The sequence below is a fragment of the Corallococcus exercitus genome (genome assembly GCF_003611585.1).
Classification (GTDB): domain Bacteria; phylum Myxococcota; class Myxococcia; order Myxococcales; family Myxococcaceae; genus Corallococcus; species Corallococcus exercitus.
This window is the reverse complement of sequence record NZ_RAVW01000005.1, coordinates 1-18,641: the sequence shown is the minus strand read 5'-3', so window position 1 is coordinate 18,641 and position 18,641 is coordinate 1. Positions and strand designations below refer to the sequence as shown.

Sequence of the window (18,641 nt, the reverse complement as noted above, 5' to 3'; positions counted from 1 at the left end):
GGCCCCGGGGACAGCGCCATCAACCCGCCCCACCCACGAGGTGGGCCCGCCCGGGCAGGACCCGCGGGCCCGGCCGGCGGATCAGGGCGAGGTGCCGCCGGCACTCTCCCGGAAGACCCCGGTCTCGACCTCGAGGGTCCCCGGCTTCTTCGGCGCGGGCGGAGTGACCAGGACCAGCTCGCGTTGCGCGTCCTGGCGCGCGCCGCCCACATCCACGGCGCTCACCTGGACGGTGTTGCTGCCCTTCTTGAGCGCGACGTTGACCGTGAACCTCCCGTCCTTGTCCGTCGGCACGCTGACGCCGTCCACCATCACGCGGCTGCCCGGATCCGTCTGGCCCACGACGGCGACCTCGGGCTTGCGCTGCGTCTTGCCGGCGGGCCACTCCATCTTCAGGAACACGGTGCTGGGGATGGGGACGGGCTCGGTGGGAACCTGTCCCGGGCGCACGATGGACCGCTGGCCGGCGCGGACGATGACGTACTTGCCCTCATTGTTGGCCAGCTTCACGTCGCCCTCGCGCGTGCCCACGCTCACGGTGCCCTTGCCGTTGTTGCTCATGGTGAAGGTGCCCTGCGTGGTGCTGGCCTCCGCGGCGTTCTCCTTCCCGTTCTTCGCCTTCAGGACGAAGGTGTGGCGGACGTTGGGGCGGCCCCGCACGGTGGCGGTGGCCATGCCGTTGGCCAGCAGCATGCTCGACAGCTGATCCGACAGCTCCTCCACGGAGATCTCGGAGTCGGACTCCATGCGCAGCTCCACGGACTCGCCGTTCAGCAGCACCGCCCAGGCTCCAGGGCCCGTGCGCACCACGTCCGTCGGCCGCAACGGCATGTCCTTCCGGGCGGACTCCCACGCCCCCTCGCCATGCCGCACGTCCACGTTGCCCTCGAAGTGGCTCAGCACCAGCTCCACGGCCTTCTTCTGCGCCACCGGCGCGGTGACGGTGCGCTTGGGCGCGGGCGGCGGCAGCGGAGCGGGCGTCTCCCGCAGGAAGACGAACCAGCCCACCGGCAGCGCGGCCAGGATGAGCACGAGCCCGACGAGGAAGGGCACCTGTCGCTTGCGGGAAGGGGGAGCAGCCATGCGAAGCCCCTAGCTAGCACACCGCGGCGGATTCTATGCCCGGGGCAGCACGATGGTGAACCGGGCCCCCTGCCCTGCCTCCGAGCGGACCTCCAGCGTCCCCCCGGCCTCCGTGATGATGCGCCACGCAACGCTCAGGCCCAGGCCCACATTGGACCAGACGTCCTTGGTGGTGAAAAAGGGCTCGAAGATGCGCGGCCGGATGTTCTCCGCGATGCCCTTGCCGGTGTCCTCCACCTCCAGGATGCACATCCCGTCGCGCTCGCCCGTGCGCAGCGTGAGCCGCTTCACCGGCGTCTTCATCATCGCGGTGCGCGCGTTGGACAGCAGCGCCAGCACCACCTGCGACAGGTGCCCGGGGTCCGCCTTCACGCGGGGCACGTCCGCGCTCAGCTCCGTCACCAGGTCGATGCCCTCCCCGCGCGTCTGGTTCTCCGTGAGGCTCAGCGCGTCGCGCACCACCGCGTTCAGGTCCACGGGCCGCAGGTCCGGGCGCTCGCGCTGCTGGGAGAAGCGCAGCAGGTTCTGGGTGATCTCCTTGCAGCGCTTGGCACTCTGCTCGATTTTGCGAAGCGTCTCGAAGTCCGTGTCGTCCGCCGCCCGGTCCAGCAGCAAGAGCTGCACGTTGCCCAGGATGCCAGCCAGCGGGTTGTTGATTTCGTGTGCCACGCCCGCGCCCAGCTGCCCCACCGCCGCCAGCTTCTGCGCCTCCACCAGCTGCAGCTGCGCCGCCCGCAGGTCCGCCGTGGCCTCCTCCACCCGGACGCGCAGGTCGTCGTTCCAGCTCATCAGCCGCGCGCGCGACGCCTCCAGCTCCTCGCCCATGCGGTTGAAGGTGGACGCCAGCTCGCTCAGCTCGTCCTGGCCCTCCACCGGCAGGCGGCGCTCCAGCTCTCCGCGGCCATAGGCCTCCGCGCCCTGCACCACCTGCGCGAGCCGCCGGTCCAGCCGTCGGGTGAAGAGCGCGCCCAGGGCCAGCAGCACCAGCAGCGCGCCCGCCACGGACGCGAGCACCGTGGTGCGCAGCTCCCGCACCGGCGTCAGCGCCAGGGCCTCGTCCTCCGTCACGACGACGCCCATCTCCAGCGCGTCCACCCAGGCCACGCTCACGCGGCGCGCGGGGTCCTTCAGCTGGAAGCTGCGCCCGGTGTCCGCGCCCTGGAGGGGCCCCAGCGCCTCTCGCAGCTCCGGCTCCAGCGCCGCCATGCGCCGCGTGGGCTGGGAGCTGGCCAGGATGCGCCCCTCGGTGTCCACCACGTCCAGCCGCGCGGACCCGTCGTTCGCGCGCCGCGCGAGCAGCGCCTCCAGCTGGGTGAAGACGAGCTCCGCGACGGCGTAGGGGGCCTCCTCCGAAGCCCCCAGCTTCACCGCCACCGGCACCGCGGCCACGCCCGAGCCCGCGTGCACGTACGCGCTGCCCAGCGCCGCCTGGCCCTTGCCACCCTTGCGGAACTGCTCCACCGGCACCGCGTGCGCCAGCTGCCGGACGCTCGCGGCGTCGAAGGCGGGGTGGTGCTCCAGCGGCTCCGCGCTCCGGAACACGGCGGGCCCCAGGGGCTGTCCGTTCGCGTCCGCCTGGATGACCGCGCTCACCGTGGTGGACTGGCCGTACAGGAGCATCAGCATGCCGCGCACCTCGTCGGGCGTGGCGCGCTCCCAGGGCAGCAGCTCCGCGGACCGGGCCAGGCCGTTGACGACCTCCATCAGGCTGGCCTCCACGGCCTCCGCGGTGGCGGTGGCGGTGGCGCGCTGCTGCTCGTCGATGCGCTGCGCGAGCGCCTGCTCCGAGCGCGACAGCAACAGGAAGCCCACGATGGCCAGGGGCAGCACCGTCGCGGCGAGCATGAAGAGGATGAGCTGCTGGTAGAGCCTCATCCAGTGACGGACCGGACCACGCGCTCCAGGTCGCTGCGCAGGAAGACGGAGCCGGGAATCGCCTTCGCCCGCTTCTTCATGTCCGCGGCCCGGCGCGCCAGCTCCGCGTGGTCATGCGCGACGCCGTCCGTCATCACCGCCACCACGGACACGCTCATGATGGGGAACTGGCGCATCTCCCCGAAGCGGTCCTCCGCCTCGATGTGGCCGCGCTCCCGGTCATGCCGGTCGTAGTAGAGCGGGATGATCCGGTCGAAGGCCTCAATGGCCCGCTGGCACACCCGGTCCACGGACTCCACGGAGGTGATGAACACGAAGTCGTCCCCGGCCACGTGGCCCAGGAAGTCCCCCGGGGCGCCTTCCTGCTGGAAGATCTCCCGCATGAGGTCGCCCGTCTGGCGCACCACGCCGTCCGCCTTCGCGAAGCCGTAGTAGTCGTTGTAGGCCTTGAGGTTGTCCAGGTCCAGGTAGCAGAACGCGAACGGCTGGCGAGCGCCCAGCCGGCGCTGCACCTCGCGCTCGATGGCGGTGGACCCGGGCAGCTGCGTGGTGGGCGACGAGGACAGCTCCTGCTCCTTGCGCCGCAGCATGCTCTCCACGCGCGCGCCCAGCTCCAGCGCGTCGAAGGGCTTGGTGATGTAGTCGTCCCCGCCCAGCTTCAGTGCGCGGACCTTGGACGACGTCTCCGTGCGCGCGGAGATGAAGATGACGGAGATGTGGCCGCTGGCACGCTCGGCCTTGATCTCCTCCAGGAACGCGAACCCATCGCCATCCGGCAGCGTGACGTCCAGGAGCACCGCGTCCGGCCTGCGCTCGCGCAGGGAACGGCGCCCCTCCTCCACGCTGTGCGCGACGCCGACCTCGAAGCCCAGCCCCTCCAGCACCTCGCGGCAGATGAAGGCGATCTTCACGTCGTCGTCCACCACCAGCACGCGCCCGTGCTGCGCCCCGGCGCGGCCCCGCGCCAGCGAGTCCACCGTGGCCAGCAGCTTGTCGCCGGCCAGGGGGCGCACGAGGAACGCGTCCGCGCCGGCCCGGAAGGCGCGCTGGCGTTCGTCGAACGCGGAGGTGAGCAGCAGCGGCGCGCGGCGCGTCTCCGGATCATGCCGGAGGATCTCCGCCAGCCGCAGGCCGTCCACGTCTGGCAGCCGCACCGACACCAGCACCACGTCCGGGTGCAGGTTGCGCGCGGCGGAGAGCCCCTCCTCCGCGGAGCCCGCCAGGCGCACCCGGTAGCCCCGGGCGCCCAGCAGGGCCTTCATGATGTGGCCCACCTCGGGCTCGCCCTCGATGATGAGCACCTTGCCGCGCGTGTCCGCGCGGATGGGCTGCGGCGACGGCAGGAGCGTGTCCACGGCCGCCTGCGACAGCATCTCCTGGGGCGGCTCCGTGGGCAGCACGGCGATGAAGCGCACGCCGTCGTGAGAGGGCTCGGACCAGATGCGGCCGCCGTGGGCCTCCACGATGTTGCGGCAGATGGGCAGGCCCAGGCCGGTGCCGCGCACGGTGCGGTTCGCCTGGGTGCGGGCCTGCTCGAAGCGGTCGAAGATGCGCTCCAGGCTCTCTTCCGGGATGGGGTCGCCGCTGTTCCAGCAGGAGAGCACCACGTAGCCGGGCAGGCTGGACGTGGCGCGCAGCTCCACGCGCACCTCGCCGCCCTCCGGCGTGAACTTCACCGCGTTGTTGAGCAGGTTGTTGAGCACCTGGTTCACGCGGTTGGGGTCCACCATGGCGCGCAGCGGGTGCTGCGGCAGCAGCGGCACGACGCGGATGCGCTTCTCCGCGAAGGCGGGCCCGTACTTCTCCACCACGCGCTGGACCAGCTCCTCCAGGTAGATGCGCTCGAAGCTCATCTTCAGCCGGCCCTGCGCGTACTTCGACAGGTCCAGCAGGTCGTCCACGATGCTGTTGAGCTTCTCCGCGGAGTCCTTGGCGAGCGACAGGTAGCGGTGCTGCCGCTCGTTGATGTCCCCCGCCATCCGGTTGAGCACCAGGTCCAGCGCGCCGGTGATGGAGGTGAGCGGCGTGCGCAATTCGTGGCTCACCATGGAGACGAAGGTGTCCTTGCGCTCCTCCAGCCGCTTCTGGTCGGTGATGTCACGCAGCACCACGCACACGCCGCGCAGGGTGCCGCGCGCGTCGTTGACGGGCGTCACGGTGGTCTGCACGGTGCGCTCGAAGAGCTTCACGTCCTCGCGCAGCACCTGGTGGCCGCTGTACTCCAGGTTGCGGACCAGCTGGAACGGCTGGAAGCCCAGGCGCTCCTCCAAGAGGCGGTTGGAGGGCACCTGCCCCTCCTCCCCCGCGCGCAGGATGCGGCGGGCCGCGGGGTTCATCACCACGATGTCGTTCTTCTCGTCGGTGAGCACCACGCCGTCCGCCATGGACGCGACCATGCGCTCCATGCGGTGGCGGGCTTCTTCTTCCGCGGACCGCAGCGACTGGATGGCGTCCGCCGTCTGGTTGGCGAGCACGTCCAGCAAGAGCCCGTCGTCCTCCGTGAACGCGTCCGCGCGGTGGGAGAACAGCGACAGCATGCCCACGGGCTTGCCAGCCGCGGTGAGGTTCACCGTGAGCTGGTTGGGGTAGACGACGGGGGACGCGGAGTCCTTCGTGGTGGTGCCGGTGACGCGGGTGATGACCCGGTCCTCCGGGAGCGTCAGGCCGCTGCTCTTGCGGTACGCGCCGAGCATGGACTCCTTGACGCCCAGCAGCGCCTCCTCCCCCACGTTGCCCACGCAGCGCAGGCGCAGCGTGGCGCCGCGCTGGCCGTCCGGCGCGATGAGGGCGGCGCCGCAGTCGTACGGCAGCACGCGGGCCACGGCGGTGAGCACGCGGTCGATGATGGCGTCGTAGCTGGCCGGGTCGTTCGCGCTGGCGCGGCTGACCTCGTAGAGGACGAAGAGGGCCTCCACCCGCTGGTGCAGCTGGCGGATGAGCTTCTCCTTGTCCTTCTTGAGCTGGGCGAACTCCACCGCGTTCTTCACGGTGATGAGCAGGTCGTTCACGTCCCAGGGCTTGGTGACGTACCGGTACACCTGGCCCTGGTTGATGGCCGCGATGATGTCCTGCGGGTCCGTGTAGGCCGTCAGCAGCAGCGTGGTGACGTCCATGCCTTCCGAGCGGGCGGCGTTGACCAGGTCGATGCCGGTCATCTCCGGCATGCGCTGGTCGGTGACGAGGACGTCCACGGACTCGGTACGCAGGATTTCCAGGGCTGCCTTGCCGTGGGGGGCGGTGAGGACGCGATAGCGTCGCTGGAACATCCGGCTGAGGATGTCCAGGACGTCGGCCTCGTCATCGACGAAGAGCAACGTGTGGCGGAGGTCGGACACGGCGGCGCCAAGTGTACGCCGAGATCAACGCGCCTCCTCAAGCTGCGAGAGCGACGGGTTGAGGGCAGCACGCACGGTATGGGTGGGGGTACTGAACAGATTGACTCTACACGTATGTTCAGGGAGCATGGGACACTGAAATTCTGTTGCCCATCACCGCCAGAGCAGGCGGGCGACCGAGCGAAGGAGTGCGGCCATGGAAGAGCTCACGGAGCGCCAGCGCGAAATCCTGACCTTCATCGTGAAGGAGACGGAGGTCCGAGGCTTCCCCCCGACCATCCGGGAGATTGGGGAGCACATGGACATCCGCTCGACCAACGGGGTGAACGACCACCTGAAGGCCCTGGAGCGCAAGGGCTACCTGACCCGCGGCGAGCAGCAGAGCCGCTCGCTGGTGCCCACCAAGCGGGCGAGGCTGCTCCTGGGGCTGGGGATGAAGAGCCGGGAGTCCGGCATGGTGGAGATCCCCCTGCTCGGCAAGGTGGCGGCGGGTGCGCCGGCGCTGGCGCAGGAGCACATGGAGGACTCGGTCAAGATCGACAGCTTCCTCTTGGGCGGGGTGAACGGCCGGGAGGTATTCGCGCTGAGGGTCAAGGGCCAGTCGATGATCGACGACGGCATCCACGACGGGGACTACCTCTTCGTGAAGAAGACGCCGTCGGCGCAGCCGGGTGAAATTGTCGTGGCGCTCATCGAGGACGAAGCCACGGTGAAGCGCTACTACCCGGAGCAGGACCGCATCCGCTTCCAGCCGGCGAACGCGACGATGCAGCCCATCTACGTGAACCGCTCGGACTTCCGCTCCACCATGATCCTGGGGCAGGTGGTGGGCGTGTACCGGAAGCTGCAGGGCGGCCGGACGTAGGTGTTGCGGTGATGCACCGCCCGGGCACGGTGTGGGCCCGGGCGGGGGCTTCAGCGGACGGGGCAGGCCCCGCAGTCGAGCGAGTGGCCGCAGCCGTCAGACTTCGGTGAACCGCATTCCCGTGGCGCGGATCCGTTCCAGGGCGCGCTTGATGTCCTCGGAGACGATAAGGGCGATGGACCACCCCCACGTGCGGAACACTTTCGCATCTCCGACCTGCGTTGGATCGATGCGCAAGCCGTCGACGTCGCGGTACTGGCCCACGCGGTCCGGACGTCCATCTTGAGGCGTCCACCGGATCACCTCCTCGGACGCCTCGTCATCGATGCAGCGAATGAGCCGGGTCGCGACGAGGATGGAGTACGGCCCCACATGCTCCCGGACATCCACTGGCACGAACTGGATGTCCTGCGCTGCCAGCCCTGAAAAAATGGCTGCGACCCGAGGATGAACCACCGGCGTGCTGAATCCAGCCAGTGAGAACTCGAGCGGCGTTCCCGGATGCTCCACGGGAATGCTCAGCGGCTGTGGAGAAGCCACAGGTTGGCCTTCCCTGAACATCCAGGGGTCTTCCACCTCGTTCCCCCTGGCATCATGGGGAACGCCAAGGTCCCATCGCCCTGGGATGGTGACGTCATCAAGAAGCCGGAAGTAGCGCCGTGGCATGGATGGCTCCGGAGTCACTCGCTTCGCATGAGCAGTTACCCGCGGTGCATCCACGCACCTACGGGCACTTCACCACGCCACCATCCGTCGCCGCCGCGGCCACCCGGGCGCATGCGGCCTGGACCGTGGCCGTGTCCTTCAGGTCACGCGCGAGCCTCGCGGTGGCCAGCTGCAGCTCCGTGTTCTTCGCGTGCCCCGGCTCCGAGCCCAGGCTCGTCAGGATGCGCAGGGCGTCCTGCTTGCGCCCCAGCGTCGTGAGCAGATCCGCGAGTTCCTGCATCTCCCCCACGTCCGCCCCCGACACCGTGTCCAGGGCCTTCTGCAGCTCTCCTTCCGCCGCCGCGCGGTCCTCCACCGCCAGGTGCGCCCTCGCGAGCGCCACGTGGACGATGGCGCGGTCCTTCACCTTCAGCGACTCGCCGTAGGCCTTCAGCGCTTCCTCGCGCTTGCCCAGCTTGAGCTGGATCTCCGCCACCAGCTCCCACAGCGTCGGATCCTTGGGCGACTTCTTCGCGGCCTCCTCGTACGCCGCCGCCGCTTCCGGCAACCGGCCCGCGCGCACCTCCGCGTCTCCCAGCGCCGTCAGCACCTCCGGCGTCCGCACGCCCTGCCCCGTCGCCTTGCGCAGCAGCCCGAGCACCTCGTCCTGCCGCCCCTGCTTCGTCAGCACGTCCACCGCCCGCACCAGCAGGTCGGACTTCGAGGCCTCCGGCGCGGCTTCGGCCGCCTGCGTGAAGTCGCGCACGGCCTCGTCGTGGTCGCCGCGCTCCTCGGCCAGCTCTCCCAGCTGCTCCAGCGCGTTGAAGTCCTTCGGATGCAGCGCCAGCGCCTTCTGTAGCGACTGCCGCGCTTCGTCCTTCTTGCCCAGCTGCGCCTGGATGAATCCCAGCCGGCTCCAGTTGGTGGAGCGCTTCGGATCCAACCGCAGCGCGGCCTCGAACTCCTTCTCGGACTCCTCCAGCCGGCTCATCGACAGGAGCACCTCTCCCCTCGCGGCGGGCAGGCGCGGGTCCCCGGGGGCCAGCGTCTTCATCTCGTCGAAGGACTTGAGCGCGGCGTCGAACTTGCCCTGGAGGTACTCCGAGTTGCCCCGGAGGTAGAGCCCTTCCGCCTGGTCCTTCGGATCCATCTTCGGCGTTTCGGTGCAGGCCCCGGAGGCCAGCAATGCGAGGAGCGGCAGGGCGCGCAGACGCGAGGACATGAAAGGCTCCGGAAGACTCAGAAGTGGTACGCGATGCCGGCGTTGACATCCAGGTTGAGGCCGTCGCCCGCGCCGTCGTCGGCGAGCCCCAGCACCGCCTGCGCGATGTTCGTCCCCAGCTCCAGCTGGAAGGCCACGTGGCCCACCAGCAGGTACTCCAATCCCACGAACCCTACGACGGACGGCAGCGGGCCCGTGTTCTGGAAGATGCCGTAGTCGCCGAACGCCAGCTGCACGCCCAGGCCGAAGCCCCAGTAGGGCCGCAGGGACGTGTCCAGGCGGTGGTAGTGCCGCGCCCCCACGATGCTGGGCAGCACGTTGACCTTGCCCTCGTCGGTGCCGCCAGCGCGCACCAGCGTGAAGCCCACCTGGACGAAGCCCTGCCATTCCGGGTGGAACCAGTAGCCCACCTCCAGGTCCAGGCCCGGATTCAACGACGACAGCTTGTCGATGAAGCTGTTGTTGAAGCGCAGCCCCATCGTCAGCCCACCGCCCGGCGACGACACGACCGCGCCGCCGCCCAACAGCGGCCGGGCCGGAACGGCTTCACCGGGAGACTCCAGGGCAACGCTCAACTCGTCGGACACGGCGACGACCGTGCGCAGCAGCTCGCCGTCCTCGGAGGCCTCCGCGCGCGGCCTGGCGATGGTGCGGCCATCCTGCGTGTCCACGAGGCTCGCGGTGAGGAGGTACTGGCCCCCGAACCGGTCCAGGCGGCCCGTGAGGACGTAGCGCGCGCCTGTCAGCGAGGACAACGCCTCGACGCAGTCGCCCTTCTCGCACGGGGTGCCTCCCAGGAGCTGCCGCTGGCGCTCGGGGTTGATCCGCGCCTGGAGCTCACGCTGGGTCAGCACGCGCAGCAGGGGCGACTCCGCGAGCCGGCCCGCGATGAGCGAGGTGATGCCCTCCGCCGCATCCTTCCCCGCCGCGTTGGCCTCCAGCGGCAGCACCGCCACCGTGAGTGGCGCGGCCGTCGCTTCGGCCGACGCCAGTTCAGGGGACGGTGAGGGAACGGCCATCACGTCCTGCGCGAGGGCAGGCGACGTCAGCGATACGAGGGATGCGACGAGGAACCGGGGGAAGCGAGACACGCGCGACACTCTACCCTCCTCCCGGCCCGCGCCCAGGGGCTCCGTGCCCGCTTCCCTGCCCGCTCAGGCCTGCTGGTTGAGCTTCGCCGTGACGAAACGCACCGCGGCACGGGGGCTGAACCGCAACGAGAAGGCCGCCAGGCGGTTGAGGACGCCGTGCACGGCGAGGACCCGCCCCTTCATCATCGCCGAGTAGGCATGCCCCGCCACCTCGGGTGCTTCCGCCACGCCGGACCGCTTGAACAGCCGCGACTCCGAGTTGCCCGCGCGCGCGGTGAACTCCGTCTTGGTGGCGCCAGGGCAGTGGCAGGTCACCGTCACGCCGGTGCCCTCCAGCTCGAACGCGAGCGCCTCCGTGAACGACAGCACGAACGCCTTCGTCGCGTAGTACGTGGCCATGTACGGCCCCGGCTGGAAGCCCGCGGTGGACGCGATGTTGAGGATGCGCCCCTGCTTGCGCTCGCGCATGGGCCGCGCGAACAGGTGCGTGAGCTTCAGGAGCGCGGTGCAGTTGACCTCCACCATCTCCGCCTCGCGCCCCAGGTCCTGATCCAGGAACGGCCCGGAGGATCCAAACCCCGCGTTGTTGACGAGGAAGTCCACCGCGAGCCCCAGCTCCTGCACGCGCGCGAAGAGCTGGTCGGGCGCGGAAGGCTGACCCAGGTCCGCTGGCAGCACGTGCGCCTTCACGCCGTGCGCCTGCTCCAGCTTCCGGGCCAGGGCCTCCAGCTTCGCCACGCCCCGCGCGACGAGGATGACGTCGTGTCCATCCTTCGCGAACTGCTCCGCGAACTCCACTCCGAGTCCCGCCGACGCGCCGGTGATGAGCGCCACTTTCCGCGACATGGTAATGCCTCCCGGCGCGCCGATATAGCAGAGCGCCAGGGAGCCGCGCTCCGGCGCCCTCTCCGGAGCAGGACGGCCCGCGCACAAAGCGGTTGCCCAGGGGGATCCACGGCCATATTCGGAAGGGAACCCCGAGGACGTGGAGCCCGGCATGGAGCGGATGGACACCCTCGAAGCACTGCTCGCACGCGGACGGACGGAGGACGTAGCGCTCGGTGCGCCCGGCATGCAGGGCATGACGTACGGCGCACTGGGGGAGCTCACCGCGAGGGTCCGCGAGCAGCTGAACGCATGGGGCCTGGGACAGGGAGACCGCATTGCGCTGGTGCTGCCCAACGGGCCGGAGATGGCGGCGGCCTTCCTCGCCGTGGCCGGCGCCGCGACGACCGCGCCGCTCAATCCCGCCTACCGCGCGGACGAGCTCACGTTCTACCTGGAGGACCTCCAGGCCCGTGCGCTCGTCGTGCTCGAAGGCACGGAGGGACCGGCCCGCGAGGTCGCGCGCGCACGGAGCATCCCGCTCATCGACTTGAGTCCGACGCCGGAGGGACCCGCGGGGCACTTCACGCTCAAGGCCGTGCAGCCCCTGTCGGGCAAGGCACAACGTCCCGGGCCCGCCGCCGCGGACGATGTCGCGCTGGTGCTGCACACGTCGGGCACGACGGCGCGGCCCAAGCTGGTTCCGCTGACGCACGCGAACCTCAGTGCTTCGGCGTGGCACATCGGCGCGCAGCTGGGCCTGGGCCCCACGGATGCGTGCCTCAACATCATGCCGCTGTTCCACATCCACGGGCTCGTGGCGGCGGTGCTGTCCAGCCTGGGGGCCGGAGGCCGCGTGGTGTGCACGCCGGGCTTCAACGCCCTGCGCTTCTTCTCCTGGTTCGAGGAGGCTCGCCCCACCTGGTACACGGCCGTCCCCACCATGCATCAGGCCCTGATGGAGCGTGCCCGCCGCAACACGGACAGCCTGAAGGACCACCGCCTGCGCTTCATCCGGTCCTCCTCCGCGTCGCTGCCACCGCAGGTGATGGAGGAGCTGGAGCGCGTCTTCGGCGTGCCCGTCATCGAGAGCTACGGCATGACGGAGGCCGCGCACCAGATGGCCTCCAACCCGCTGCCACCGCGTCCCCGGTACGCGGGGTCCGTGGGGCTCGCCGCTGGCCCGGAGGTCGCCATCATGGACGACGCGGGCACGCTGCTGCCTCCGGGTGCGCTCGGCGAGGTGGTCATCCGGGGCCCCAATGTCATGTCCGGCTACGTGAACAACCCCGAGGCCAACGCGCGCGCCTTCACCCACGGGTGGTTCCGCACCGGCGACCAGGGCACGCTCGATGCGCAGGGCTACCTGCGGCTCACCGGCCGGCTGAAGGAGCTGATCAATCGCGGCGGAGAGAAGGTGAGCCCGCTGGAGGTGGACACCGTGTTGCTGGATCATCCCGCCGTGCAGCAGGCCGTGACGTTCGCCCTGCCCCACCCGAAGCTCGGCGAGGACGTGGCCGCCGCCGTCGTCCCGCGCGAGGGCCACAGCCCCACCGAGCGCGAGCTGCGTGACTACGTGGCGTCGCGCGTGGCGGACTTCAAGGTGCCCCGCCGCATCGTCTTCCTCACGGAGCTGCCCAAGGGGCCCACCGGCAAGGTGCAGCGCATCGGGCTCGCGGAGCGGCTGGGGCTCACGTCATGAGGATCGCCATCTTCGGCGCGGGTGCCATTGGCGGGTTTCTCGGCGTCAAGCTGCTCCAGGCCGGCGCGGACGTGACCTTCATCGCGCGAGGAGCCCACCTGGACGCGATGCGCGCGAACGGCGTCACGCTCACCAGTGGCGGCGAGACCGTCACCGTGCGCCCGCATTGCACGGACGCTCCCGACGACGCGGGTCCGCAGGACTACGTGTTCCTCACGCTCAAGGCCCACGCCCTGCCCGCCGCCGCGCCTCAAATCGCCCGGCTGCTGGGCCCGGAGACAGCGCTCGTCACCGGCATCAACGGCGTGCCCTACTGGTACTTCCACGGACTCGAAGGCCCGTACGCGGGCCGCCACATCGAGAGCGTGGATCCGGGCGGCGTGCTCCTGCGCACGCTGCCTCCGGAGCGCGTCATCGCCACGGTCGTGTACCCCGCTGCGGAGGTCGTCTCTCCCGGCGTCATCGTCCACACGTACAACGACCGCGTAACGCTGGGCGAACCTGATGGCAGCAAGAGCCCGCGCGTGCAGGCCCTCTCGCAGCTCATGATGAAGGCCGGGCTCAAGTCCCCGGTGCGCCCCCACATCCGCGATGAAATCTGGGTGAAGCTCTGGGGCAACCTCGCCTTCAACCCGCTGTCGGTGCTCACCGGCGCGACGCTCGACGTCCTCTCCCGCCAACCGGACCTGCGCGCCGTGGCGCGGGCGATGATGGTGGAGGCGCAGGCGGTGGCGGAGACGCTGGGCACTCGATTCCTCATCGACGTGGATCAGCGCATCCAAGGCGCAAGCCAGGTCGGCGCGCACAAGACGTCCATGCTCCAGGACCTGGAGCGCGGGCGCCCCATGGAGATCGACGCGCTGCTGGGCGCCGTCGTGGAGCTGGGCCAGCTCGTGGGCCGCCCCATGCCCACCTGCGAGAACATCCTCGCACTGGTGCGCGAGCGCGCCCGCCACTCCGGAGGCTACCCGCCCCGCGCGACGCCCGACGCCACCTGAGCCGTCGAGACAGGAGCGCTGTCCCGACGGATGAGAACGTGAGAACCCTGGGGAGACGGGCCGTCGGCGGCGTGCTGAACGAACTGGTCCGACAATCGGACCAGTTGGGGACCGTGGCCGGGCGGGGTCCGCGCCCTCCGAGCCGCACGAGCTGGTCCGACAGTCGGACCGGGTGGAGCCGTGTCGGGCGGGAGGTGGCCCCCCTTCACGTCCAGGAAGTCAGTCGGACGCGGACGGCATCACGCCCAGGTACTCCAGCGGATCCGCTGGCTTCCCATCCACGCGCACCTCGAAGTGCACATGCGGGCCGGATGTGCGGCCGGACTCGCCCACCGTGGCGATGACCTGCCCTCGCCGCACCTTCTGTCCCGTGCGCACTCGTAGGTCGCGGTTGTGCGCGTACAGGGTGATCAGCGGCGAGGCGTGCTCCACGATGACGATGAGGCCGTAGCCCTTCTGCTCGCCCGCGTAGAGGACCGTGCCCTCCTGTGCCGTCTTGATGGGCGTGCCCGCGGGCGCCGCCAGGTCGATGCCGTCGTGCGGCTCCTTGCCCTTCTTACCGAAGCGGCCATACAGCACCCCGCGCAGCGGCCAGTCGAGCAGCCCCTGCGTCGCGAGCCTCGGACGCGACGGCGCGCCCGGCCGCCCCGACACCACGCGCGCACGCGGCGGATCCTCGCGGCGCGACACCGCCGGCACCGAGCGGCGCGGCGTGGACACCGGCGCCTGCCCCGGCTTGGAGAGCACCAGCTCCGGCTCCTCGTCGGACAGCGGTCCCGGGTCGCCGTACTTCGGGGGCTCCTCCCCCGGAATCATCAGCTCCTGGCCCACGGACAGCTCGCGCGGATCCTTGATGCCGTTGGCCCGCGCCAGCTCCTCCACCGTGATGCCGTACGTCTTGGCGATGCGGTACATCGTCTCGCCCGGGGCCACGCGGTGGCGCACCGCCACCAGCTCCGGCTCCTCGTGCGTGGGCCTCAGCGCGAACGACAGCGGCTTGCCGTCACTCGTGGTCGCGGAGCGCGCCCCCGCCGTGTCCAGCTGCGAGGAGGAGGCGGCCTGGGTGCCCACGCAGCCGCTGAGCAACGCGGCCGCGAGCAACACCCAGAGCGCCCTGCCCGCTCGGCTGGAGCCGCCCGGCCCCAACCTCAGGCACCGCCAGCCGAACCATGCCGCTTGAAGCCCTGCAGGTTCCACCCCGAGAGCTCGGGGATGCGACCGTGGTCGGTCATCTCGAAGTGCATCGGCGTCACCGACACGCGCTTCTCGTCGAAGACGGCGTTGCAGTCGCTGCCCGGGATGTCCTGGTGCTCGTACTCCGTGCCGCCAATCCAGTAGTACTTGCGGCCGCGCGGGTCCTCCTTCTCCACGACGTTGTTGCCGTAGGAGTGCCGTCCCTGCCGGGTGATGACGTAGCCGTCCGGCTCCACGCCCCCGGGGATGTTCACGTTGAGGAGCATCCGGGGCGGCAGGGGCCGGGACAGCGCCTCCGTCACCAGCGCCCGTGCGAAGCGGCCCGCCGGCCCGAAGTCGAACGGCCCCCGCGTCACCAGGCTGAACGCGATGGCCGGAATGCCCAGGAACGCGGCCTCCATGGCCGCCGCCACCGTCCCGGAGTACATGACATCGTCCGCCAGGTTCGCGCCGTGATTGATGCCGGAGACCATGAGCTGGGGACGATTGTCCTTCAGCAGGTGGTTCACCGCCAGATACGAGCAATCCGTGGGGGTGCCGTCCACGGAGAACCACCGCTCGCGCACCTCCTTGATGCGCAGCGGCCGGTGCAGGCTGATGGCATGGGAGGCGGCGCTCTGCTCGCGGTCAGGCGCCACCACCCACACCTCGCCCAGGGGGCTCACCGCCTCCACGAGCGTCTGCAGCCCTTCGGAGAAGTAGCCGTCGTCGTTGGAGACGAGGATGCGGGGGCGCGAAGTGCTCACGGTCACTGCTTCTTCGCGAGCGAGCGGAAGGCGGTGCGGCCCGCGTACCGCGCCCCGGCGCCCAGCTCCTCTTCAATCCGCAGGAGCTGGTTGTACTTGGCCACGCGGTCGGAGCGCGACGCCGAGCCCGTCTTGATCTGCCCGCAGTCCAGCGCCACCGCGAGGTCCGCGATGGTGGTGTCCTCGGACTCGCCGGAGCGGTGGCTCATGATGGACGTCATGCCCGCCTTGTGCGCCATGCGCACCGCGTCGAACGTCTCCGTCAGCGAACCAATCTGGTTCACCTTCACCAGGATGGAGTTCGCCGTGCCCGTCTGGATGCCCTTGGACAGGCGCTCCACGTTGGTGACGAAGAGGTCGTCGCCCACGAGCTGCACCTTGTCCCCCAGCGCGTCGGTGAGCTTCTTCCACCCCTCCCAGTCATCCTCCGCCATGCCGTCCTCGATGGAGATGATGGGGTACTTCTGCGCCAGGCCCCGGTAGTACTCCAGCAGGCCCTGCGAGTCGTACTCCTTGCCCTCGCCCTTGAGCTTGTACTTCTTGGAGCCCTTGTCGAAGAACTCGCTCGCGGCCACGTCCAGCGCCAGGAACAGCTGCTCGCCCGCCTTGAAGCCCGCGGCGTCGATGGCCTCCATGATGAGCTTGAGCGCCTCCTCGTTGGCCGGCAGGTCCGGGGCATAGCCGCCCTCGTCGCCCACGCCCGTGGCCAGCTTGCGGCCCTTGAGAATCTTCTTCAGCGCGTGGAACACCTCCGCGCCCCAACGCAGGCCTTCCGCGAAGGTCTTCGCGCCGGCGGGCACCACCATGAACTCCTGCACGTCCACGCGGGTGTCCGCGTGCGCGCCGCCGTTGAGGATGTTCATCAGCGGCACGGGCAGCGTGCGCGCCTGCAGGCCGCCCACGTAGCGGTACAGCGGCAGGCCGTGCGCGTCCGCCGCGGCGCGCGCGGCGGCCATGGAGACGGCGAGGATGGCGTTGGCGCCCAGCTTGGACTTGGTGGGCGTGCCGTCCAGCTCGATCATCCGCTGGTCCACGGCGACCTGGTCCACGGCGTCCATGCCGATGAGCGCGGGCCCGATGGTGTCGCGCACGTGGTCCACGGCCTTCTGCACGCCCTTGCCCAGGTAGCGGCCCTTGTCGCCGTCGCGCAGCTCGTGCGCCTCGTGCTCGCCGGTGGAGGCGCCGGAGGGAACCGTCGCGCGGCCACGCGAGCCGCCCACGAGCAGCACTTCGGCCTCCACGGTCGGGTTGCCACGGGAATCGAGCACTTCACGCGCCAGGATTTGAGCGATCTCGGTCATAGGCGGCCGTTTCTACGAGGCACGGCCAGAACGGGCAAGCACGCTCGCATGGGCCGCCTGCTACAGTGTCCAGCCGCCGAATGCCTCCTCCTCCCAAGCGCCGCGCCACGGGCCCCGATCCGCTTCCTGGTCAACGCGCCCGGGGTGCGCTGCTGGGCCTCGCCATCGGCAATGCCCTGGCCGTCCCCACCGCGGGAAGGCCCTTCTACGCGCCGTCCTTCCCCCAGCTCGCCGAGGGGCCGTACCAGGGCATGCACGGCGGCGGACAACACGACCTGCGCAAGGGGCAGGTGACGGAGCCCACCCAGCTCGCGGTGGCGCTGGCCCTGAGCCTGCGCGACCTGAAGCGCTATGACGCGGGGGACGCGCTCAAGCGCTACCGGGCCTGGCAGTCACACGCCATCTCCGTCAGCGAGCCCATGCGGGAGCTGTTCCAGGAGTGCGACGCCAGCCCCACGCCCCAGCTGAAGGACGCCGGCAAGCGCGTCTGGCAGAAGAACTTCCGCCGCCTGGCCCCCGCTGGCGCCCTGCCGCGCGTGGTGCCCCTGGGCGTGCACCTGGCGAAGGACTCCTTCGCCCTGGCCAAGGCCGCGCTGGAGGACACCGCCCTCACGCACTTCGACCCGCGCAGCCAGTTGGCCAGCGCGGGGCTGTGCGCCGCCATCGCCAAGGCGGTGACGGGGGGCCCGAACCTGAAGGCCGCGGACCTGCTGCCGGCCGCGGAGGTGGGCATCTCCCTGGCGGCCGCCGCCCTGGGGAAGCAGGAGAAGGACTACGTCCAGGAGGTGTCCCAGGCCGCCGGCCTGCTGCGCGAGGACCTGGCCCTGGCGGCCAAGGACGACCCTCAGCTCTACGGCCCGGAGCTGCACATGCACCGGCCCGGCAATAACGCGGTGCGTGCCGCGTTCCGGCTGGCCTTCTGGGAATTGCTCCACGTGCCCACGGCGGAGGCCGCGCTCCTGGACGTCATCCACCGGGGCGGCGACACGGAGGTCCATGCCTCCGTCACCGGTGCGCTGGTGGGCGCCTTCCACGGTGAAGGTGCGCTGCCGGAGGAGTGGCGCCAGAAGGTCCTCCTGGCGCTCCAGCCCTACAACCCCCTCCAGAAGGGGACGGTGCTGTGGGAGGTGTACCACCCCCGGCACCTGCTGCTGCTGGCCCCGGCATGACGCACCCCGCAAATGCGAAGCCCGCGGGGGCCGTCCGGTGAGGGGCGGCCCGTCCGCGGGCTCCGGGACACGCCGTGGCTCCGGGGCCACGGGTGGGATGGGTCATCAGCCGAGGAGGTCGATGACGACGACGCCTCGAGACGGCTTCTCTTCCTCGGTGTCCGTCCTCCGGTGGGGACGGTCATCGGGTGCAGGCAGTGGGAGTTCCACCACCGGCCGCTCGTAATCCTCGCGGCGGAGCCGCTCGCGGCGCTTGATTTCTTCAATGATGAACGCGTCGAGCATGGGTTCGGTCTCTCCCTCAGCCTACGTACCCCGATGTACGCCCGCCGTCCCGCCCCCTTACCACTTCCACATCTCTCTGATGCAAATTAAGAACCCCGGTTTCTTTCTGGGAACGCAGCCCTGATTCCGCATGGCTGCTCGTCCAGCTCCCGACATCCGGGACAGGGCAACCGTGCCACGGATGTCAGGGAGACGTCCGTGGACGTTCAAAATTCGCCTGATCCTAATGCGTCCACCGCGCGCCGCAATACGACTCATTTCAGGTGGCCCCCCTGCCCTCGCGCGGCACGGCTCCAGCCGAAAAG

Annotated in this window: 15 protein-coding genes; 4 read left to right on the top strand and 11 right to left on the bottom strand. The window is 70.3% G+C overall.

Features of this window, described 5'->3' with window-relative positions; all coding sequences use genetic code 11:
* Positions 1 to 81: 81 nt before the first annotated feature.
* From D7W79_RS01170 to D7W79_RS01160, 3 genes are read right to left on the bottom strand one after another with little or no spacing between them, the layout of a single operon-like run.
* Entirely contained in the window at positions 82 to 1,083 is a 1,002-nt protein-coding gene (locus D7W79_RS01170) for a FecR domain-containing protein (protein WP_120523471.1), read from the bottom strand.
* A 33-nt stretch (positions 1,084 to 1,116) separates the two neighbouring features.
* A complete protein-coding gene (locus D7W79_RS01165) occupies positions 1,117 to 2,958 on the bottom strand; it encodes a sensor histidine kinase (protein ID WP_120523470.1) in 1,842 nt (613 codons plus the stop codon).
* Positions 2,955 to 6,293, bottom strand: a complete 3,339-nt coding sequence (locus D7W79_RS01160; RefSeq protein ID WP_120523469.1) for a response regulator — start codon at positions 6,291 to 6,293, stop codon at positions 2,955 to 2,957. The genes D7W79_RS01165 and D7W79_RS01160 overlap by 4 nt, the downstream gene beginning before the upstream one ends.
* Positions 6,294 to 6,489: 196 nt before the next feature.
* Here D7W79_RS01160 and lexA point away from each other — a divergent pair, with 196 nt between their 5' ends.
* A complete protein-coding gene (lexA, locus tag D7W79_RS01155) occupies positions 6,490 to 7,158 on the top strand; it encodes a transcriptional repressor LexA (protein ID WP_120523468.1) in 669 nt (222 codons plus the stop codon).
* 96 nt (positions 7,159 to 7,254) lie between these two features.
* On the opposite strand, the gene D7W79_RS01150 is transcribed toward lexA, so the two are convergent.
* Genes D7W79_RS01150 through D7W79_RS01135 form a run of 4 tightly spaced genes read right to left on the bottom strand, consistent with a single transcriptional unit; the run spans position 7,255 to position 10,962 of the window.
* Positions 7,255 to 7,824 (bottom strand): imm11 family protein, encoded by a 570-nt coding sequence (locus D7W79_RS01150; protein WP_120523467.1) that lies wholly within the window; start codon positions 7,822 to 7,824, stop codon positions 7,255 to 7,257.
* Positions 7,825 to 7,882: 58 nt separating this feature from the next.
* A complete protein-coding gene (locus D7W79_RS01145) occupies positions 7,883 to 9,025 on the bottom strand; it encodes a tetratricopeptide repeat protein (protein ID WP_120523466.1) in 1,143 nt (380 codons plus the stop codon).
* A 17-nt stretch (positions 9,026 to 9,042) separates the two neighbouring features.
* Positions 9,043 to 10,125: a hypothetical protein gene (locus D7W79_RS01140; RefSeq protein WP_120523465.1), complete on the bottom strand. Its 1,083-nt coding sequence runs from the start codon at positions 10,123 to 10,125 to the stop codon at positions 9,043 to 9,045.
* Positions 10,126 to 10,179: 54 nt separating this feature from the next.
* The gene (locus tag D7W79_RS01135) at positions 10,180 to 10,962 is read right to left on the bottom strand and encodes an SDR family NAD(P)-dependent oxidoreductase (protein ID WP_120523464.1); all 783 of its coding nucleotides are present in this window, start codon (positions 10,960 to 10,962) and stop codon (positions 10,180 to 10,182) included.
* 151 nt (positions 10,963 to 11,113) lie between these two features.
* On the opposite strand from D7W79_RS01135, the gene D7W79_RS01130 reads away from it, so the two are divergent.
* Positions 11,114 to 12,643 (top strand): acyl--CoA ligase, encoded by a 1,530-nt coding sequence (locus D7W79_RS01130; RefSeq protein WP_120523500.1) that lies wholly within the window; start codon positions 11,114 to 11,116, stop codon positions 12,641 to 12,643.
* Positions 12,640 to 13,641 (top strand): 2-dehydropantoate 2-reductase, encoded by a 1,002-nt coding sequence (locus D7W79_RS01125; protein ID WP_120523463.1) that lies wholly within the window; start codon positions 12,640 to 12,642, stop codon positions 13,639 to 13,641. The genes D7W79_RS01130 and D7W79_RS01125 overlap by 4 nt, the downstream gene beginning before the upstream one ends.
* A 219-nt stretch (positions 13,642 to 13,860) precedes the next feature.
* Here D7W79_RS01125 and D7W79_RS01120 read toward each other — a convergent pair whose 3' ends face one another.
* From D7W79_RS01120 to eno, 3 genes are read right to left on the bottom strand one after another with little or no spacing between them, the layout of a single operon-like run.
* Positions 13,861 to 14,745, bottom strand: a complete 885-nt coding sequence (locus D7W79_RS01120) for a peptidoglycan DD-metalloendopeptidase family protein (RefSeq protein WP_244221541.1) — start codon at positions 14,743 to 14,745, stop codon at positions 13,861 to 13,863.
* A 44-nt stretch (positions 14,746 to 14,789) separates the two neighbouring features.
* Positions 14,790 to 15,581, bottom strand: coding sequence for a 5'/3'-nucleotidase SurE (surE, locus tag D7W79_RS01115; protein ID WP_120523499.1), 792 nt, complete (start codon positions 15,579 to 15,581; stop codon positions 14,790 to 14,792).
* 2 nt (positions 15,582 to 15,583) lie between these two features.
* Positions 15,584 to 16,882: a phosphopyruvate hydratase gene (gene eno, locus D7W79_RS01110; protein WP_120523461.1), complete on the bottom strand. Its 1,299-nt coding sequence runs from the start codon at positions 16,880 to 16,882 to the stop codon at positions 15,584 to 15,586.
* An 80-nt stretch (positions 16,883 to 16,962) separates the two neighbouring features.
* On the opposite strand from eno, the gene D7W79_RS01105 reads away from it, so the two are divergent.
* Positions 16,963 to 18,051 (top strand): ADP-ribosylglycohydrolase family protein, encoded by a 1,089-nt coding sequence (locus tag D7W79_RS01105; RefSeq protein ID WP_120523460.1) that lies wholly within the window; start codon positions 16,963 to 16,965, stop codon positions 18,049 to 18,051.
* A 105-nt stretch (positions 18,052 to 18,156) separates the two neighbouring features.
* Here the strand turns inward: D7W79_RS01105 and D7W79_RS01100 are convergent, their stop codons facing one another.
* Positions 18,157 to 18,336 (bottom strand): hypothetical protein, encoded by a 180-nt coding sequence (locus D7W79_RS01100; RefSeq protein WP_043321424.1) that lies wholly within the window; start codon positions 18,334 to 18,336, stop codon positions 18,157 to 18,159.
* Between the last annotated feature and the right edge of the window lie 305 nt (positions 18,337 to 18,641).

Bases quoted from the DNA above. Each gene is read 5' to 3' on its own strand.
- D7W79_RS01125 (WP_120523463.1), top strand. From the start codon at position 12,640: ATGAGGATCGCCATCTTCGGCGCGGGTGCCATTGGCGGGTTTCTCGGC.
- D7W79_RS01165 (WP_120523470.1), bottom strand. From the start codon at position 2,958: ATGAGGCTCTACCAGCAGCTCATCCTCTTCATGCTCGCCGCGACGGTG.
- D7W79_RS01170 (WP_120523471.1), bottom strand. From the start codon at position 1,083: ATGGCTGCTCCCCCTTCCCGCAAGCGACAGGTGCCCTTCCTCGTCGGG.
- D7W79_RS01100 (WP_043321424.1), bottom strand. From the start codon at position 18,336: ATGCTCGACGCGTTCATCATTGAAGAAATCAAGCGCCGCGAGCGGCTC.
- D7W79_RS01130 (WP_120523500.1), top strand. From the start codon at position 11,114: ATGGAGCGGATGGACACCCTCGAAGCACTGCTCGCACGCGGACGGACG.
- D7W79_RS01135 (WP_120523464.1), bottom strand. From the start codon at position 10,962: ATGTCGCGGAAAGTGGCGCTCATCACCGGCGCGTCGGCGGGACTCGGA.
- lexA (WP_120523468.1), top strand. From the start codon at position 6,490: ATGGAAGAGCTCACGGAGCGCCAGCGCGAAATCCTGACCTTCATCGTG.
- D7W79_RS01145 (WP_120523466.1), bottom strand. From the start codon at position 9,025: ATGTCCTCGCGTCTGCGCGCCCTGCCGCTCCTCGCATTGCTGGCCTCC.
- D7W79_RS01150 (WP_120523467.1), bottom strand. From the start codon at position 7,824: ATGCCACGGCGCTACTTCCGGCTTCTTGATGACGTCACCATCCCAGGG.
- eno (WP_120523461.1), bottom strand. From the start codon at position 16,882: ATGACCGAGATCGCTCAAATCCTGGCGCGTGAAGTGCTCGATTCCCGT.
- D7W79_RS01105 (WP_120523460.1), top strand. From the start codon at position 16,963: ATGCCTCCTCCTCCCAAGCGCCGCGCCACGGGCCCCGATCCGCTTCCT.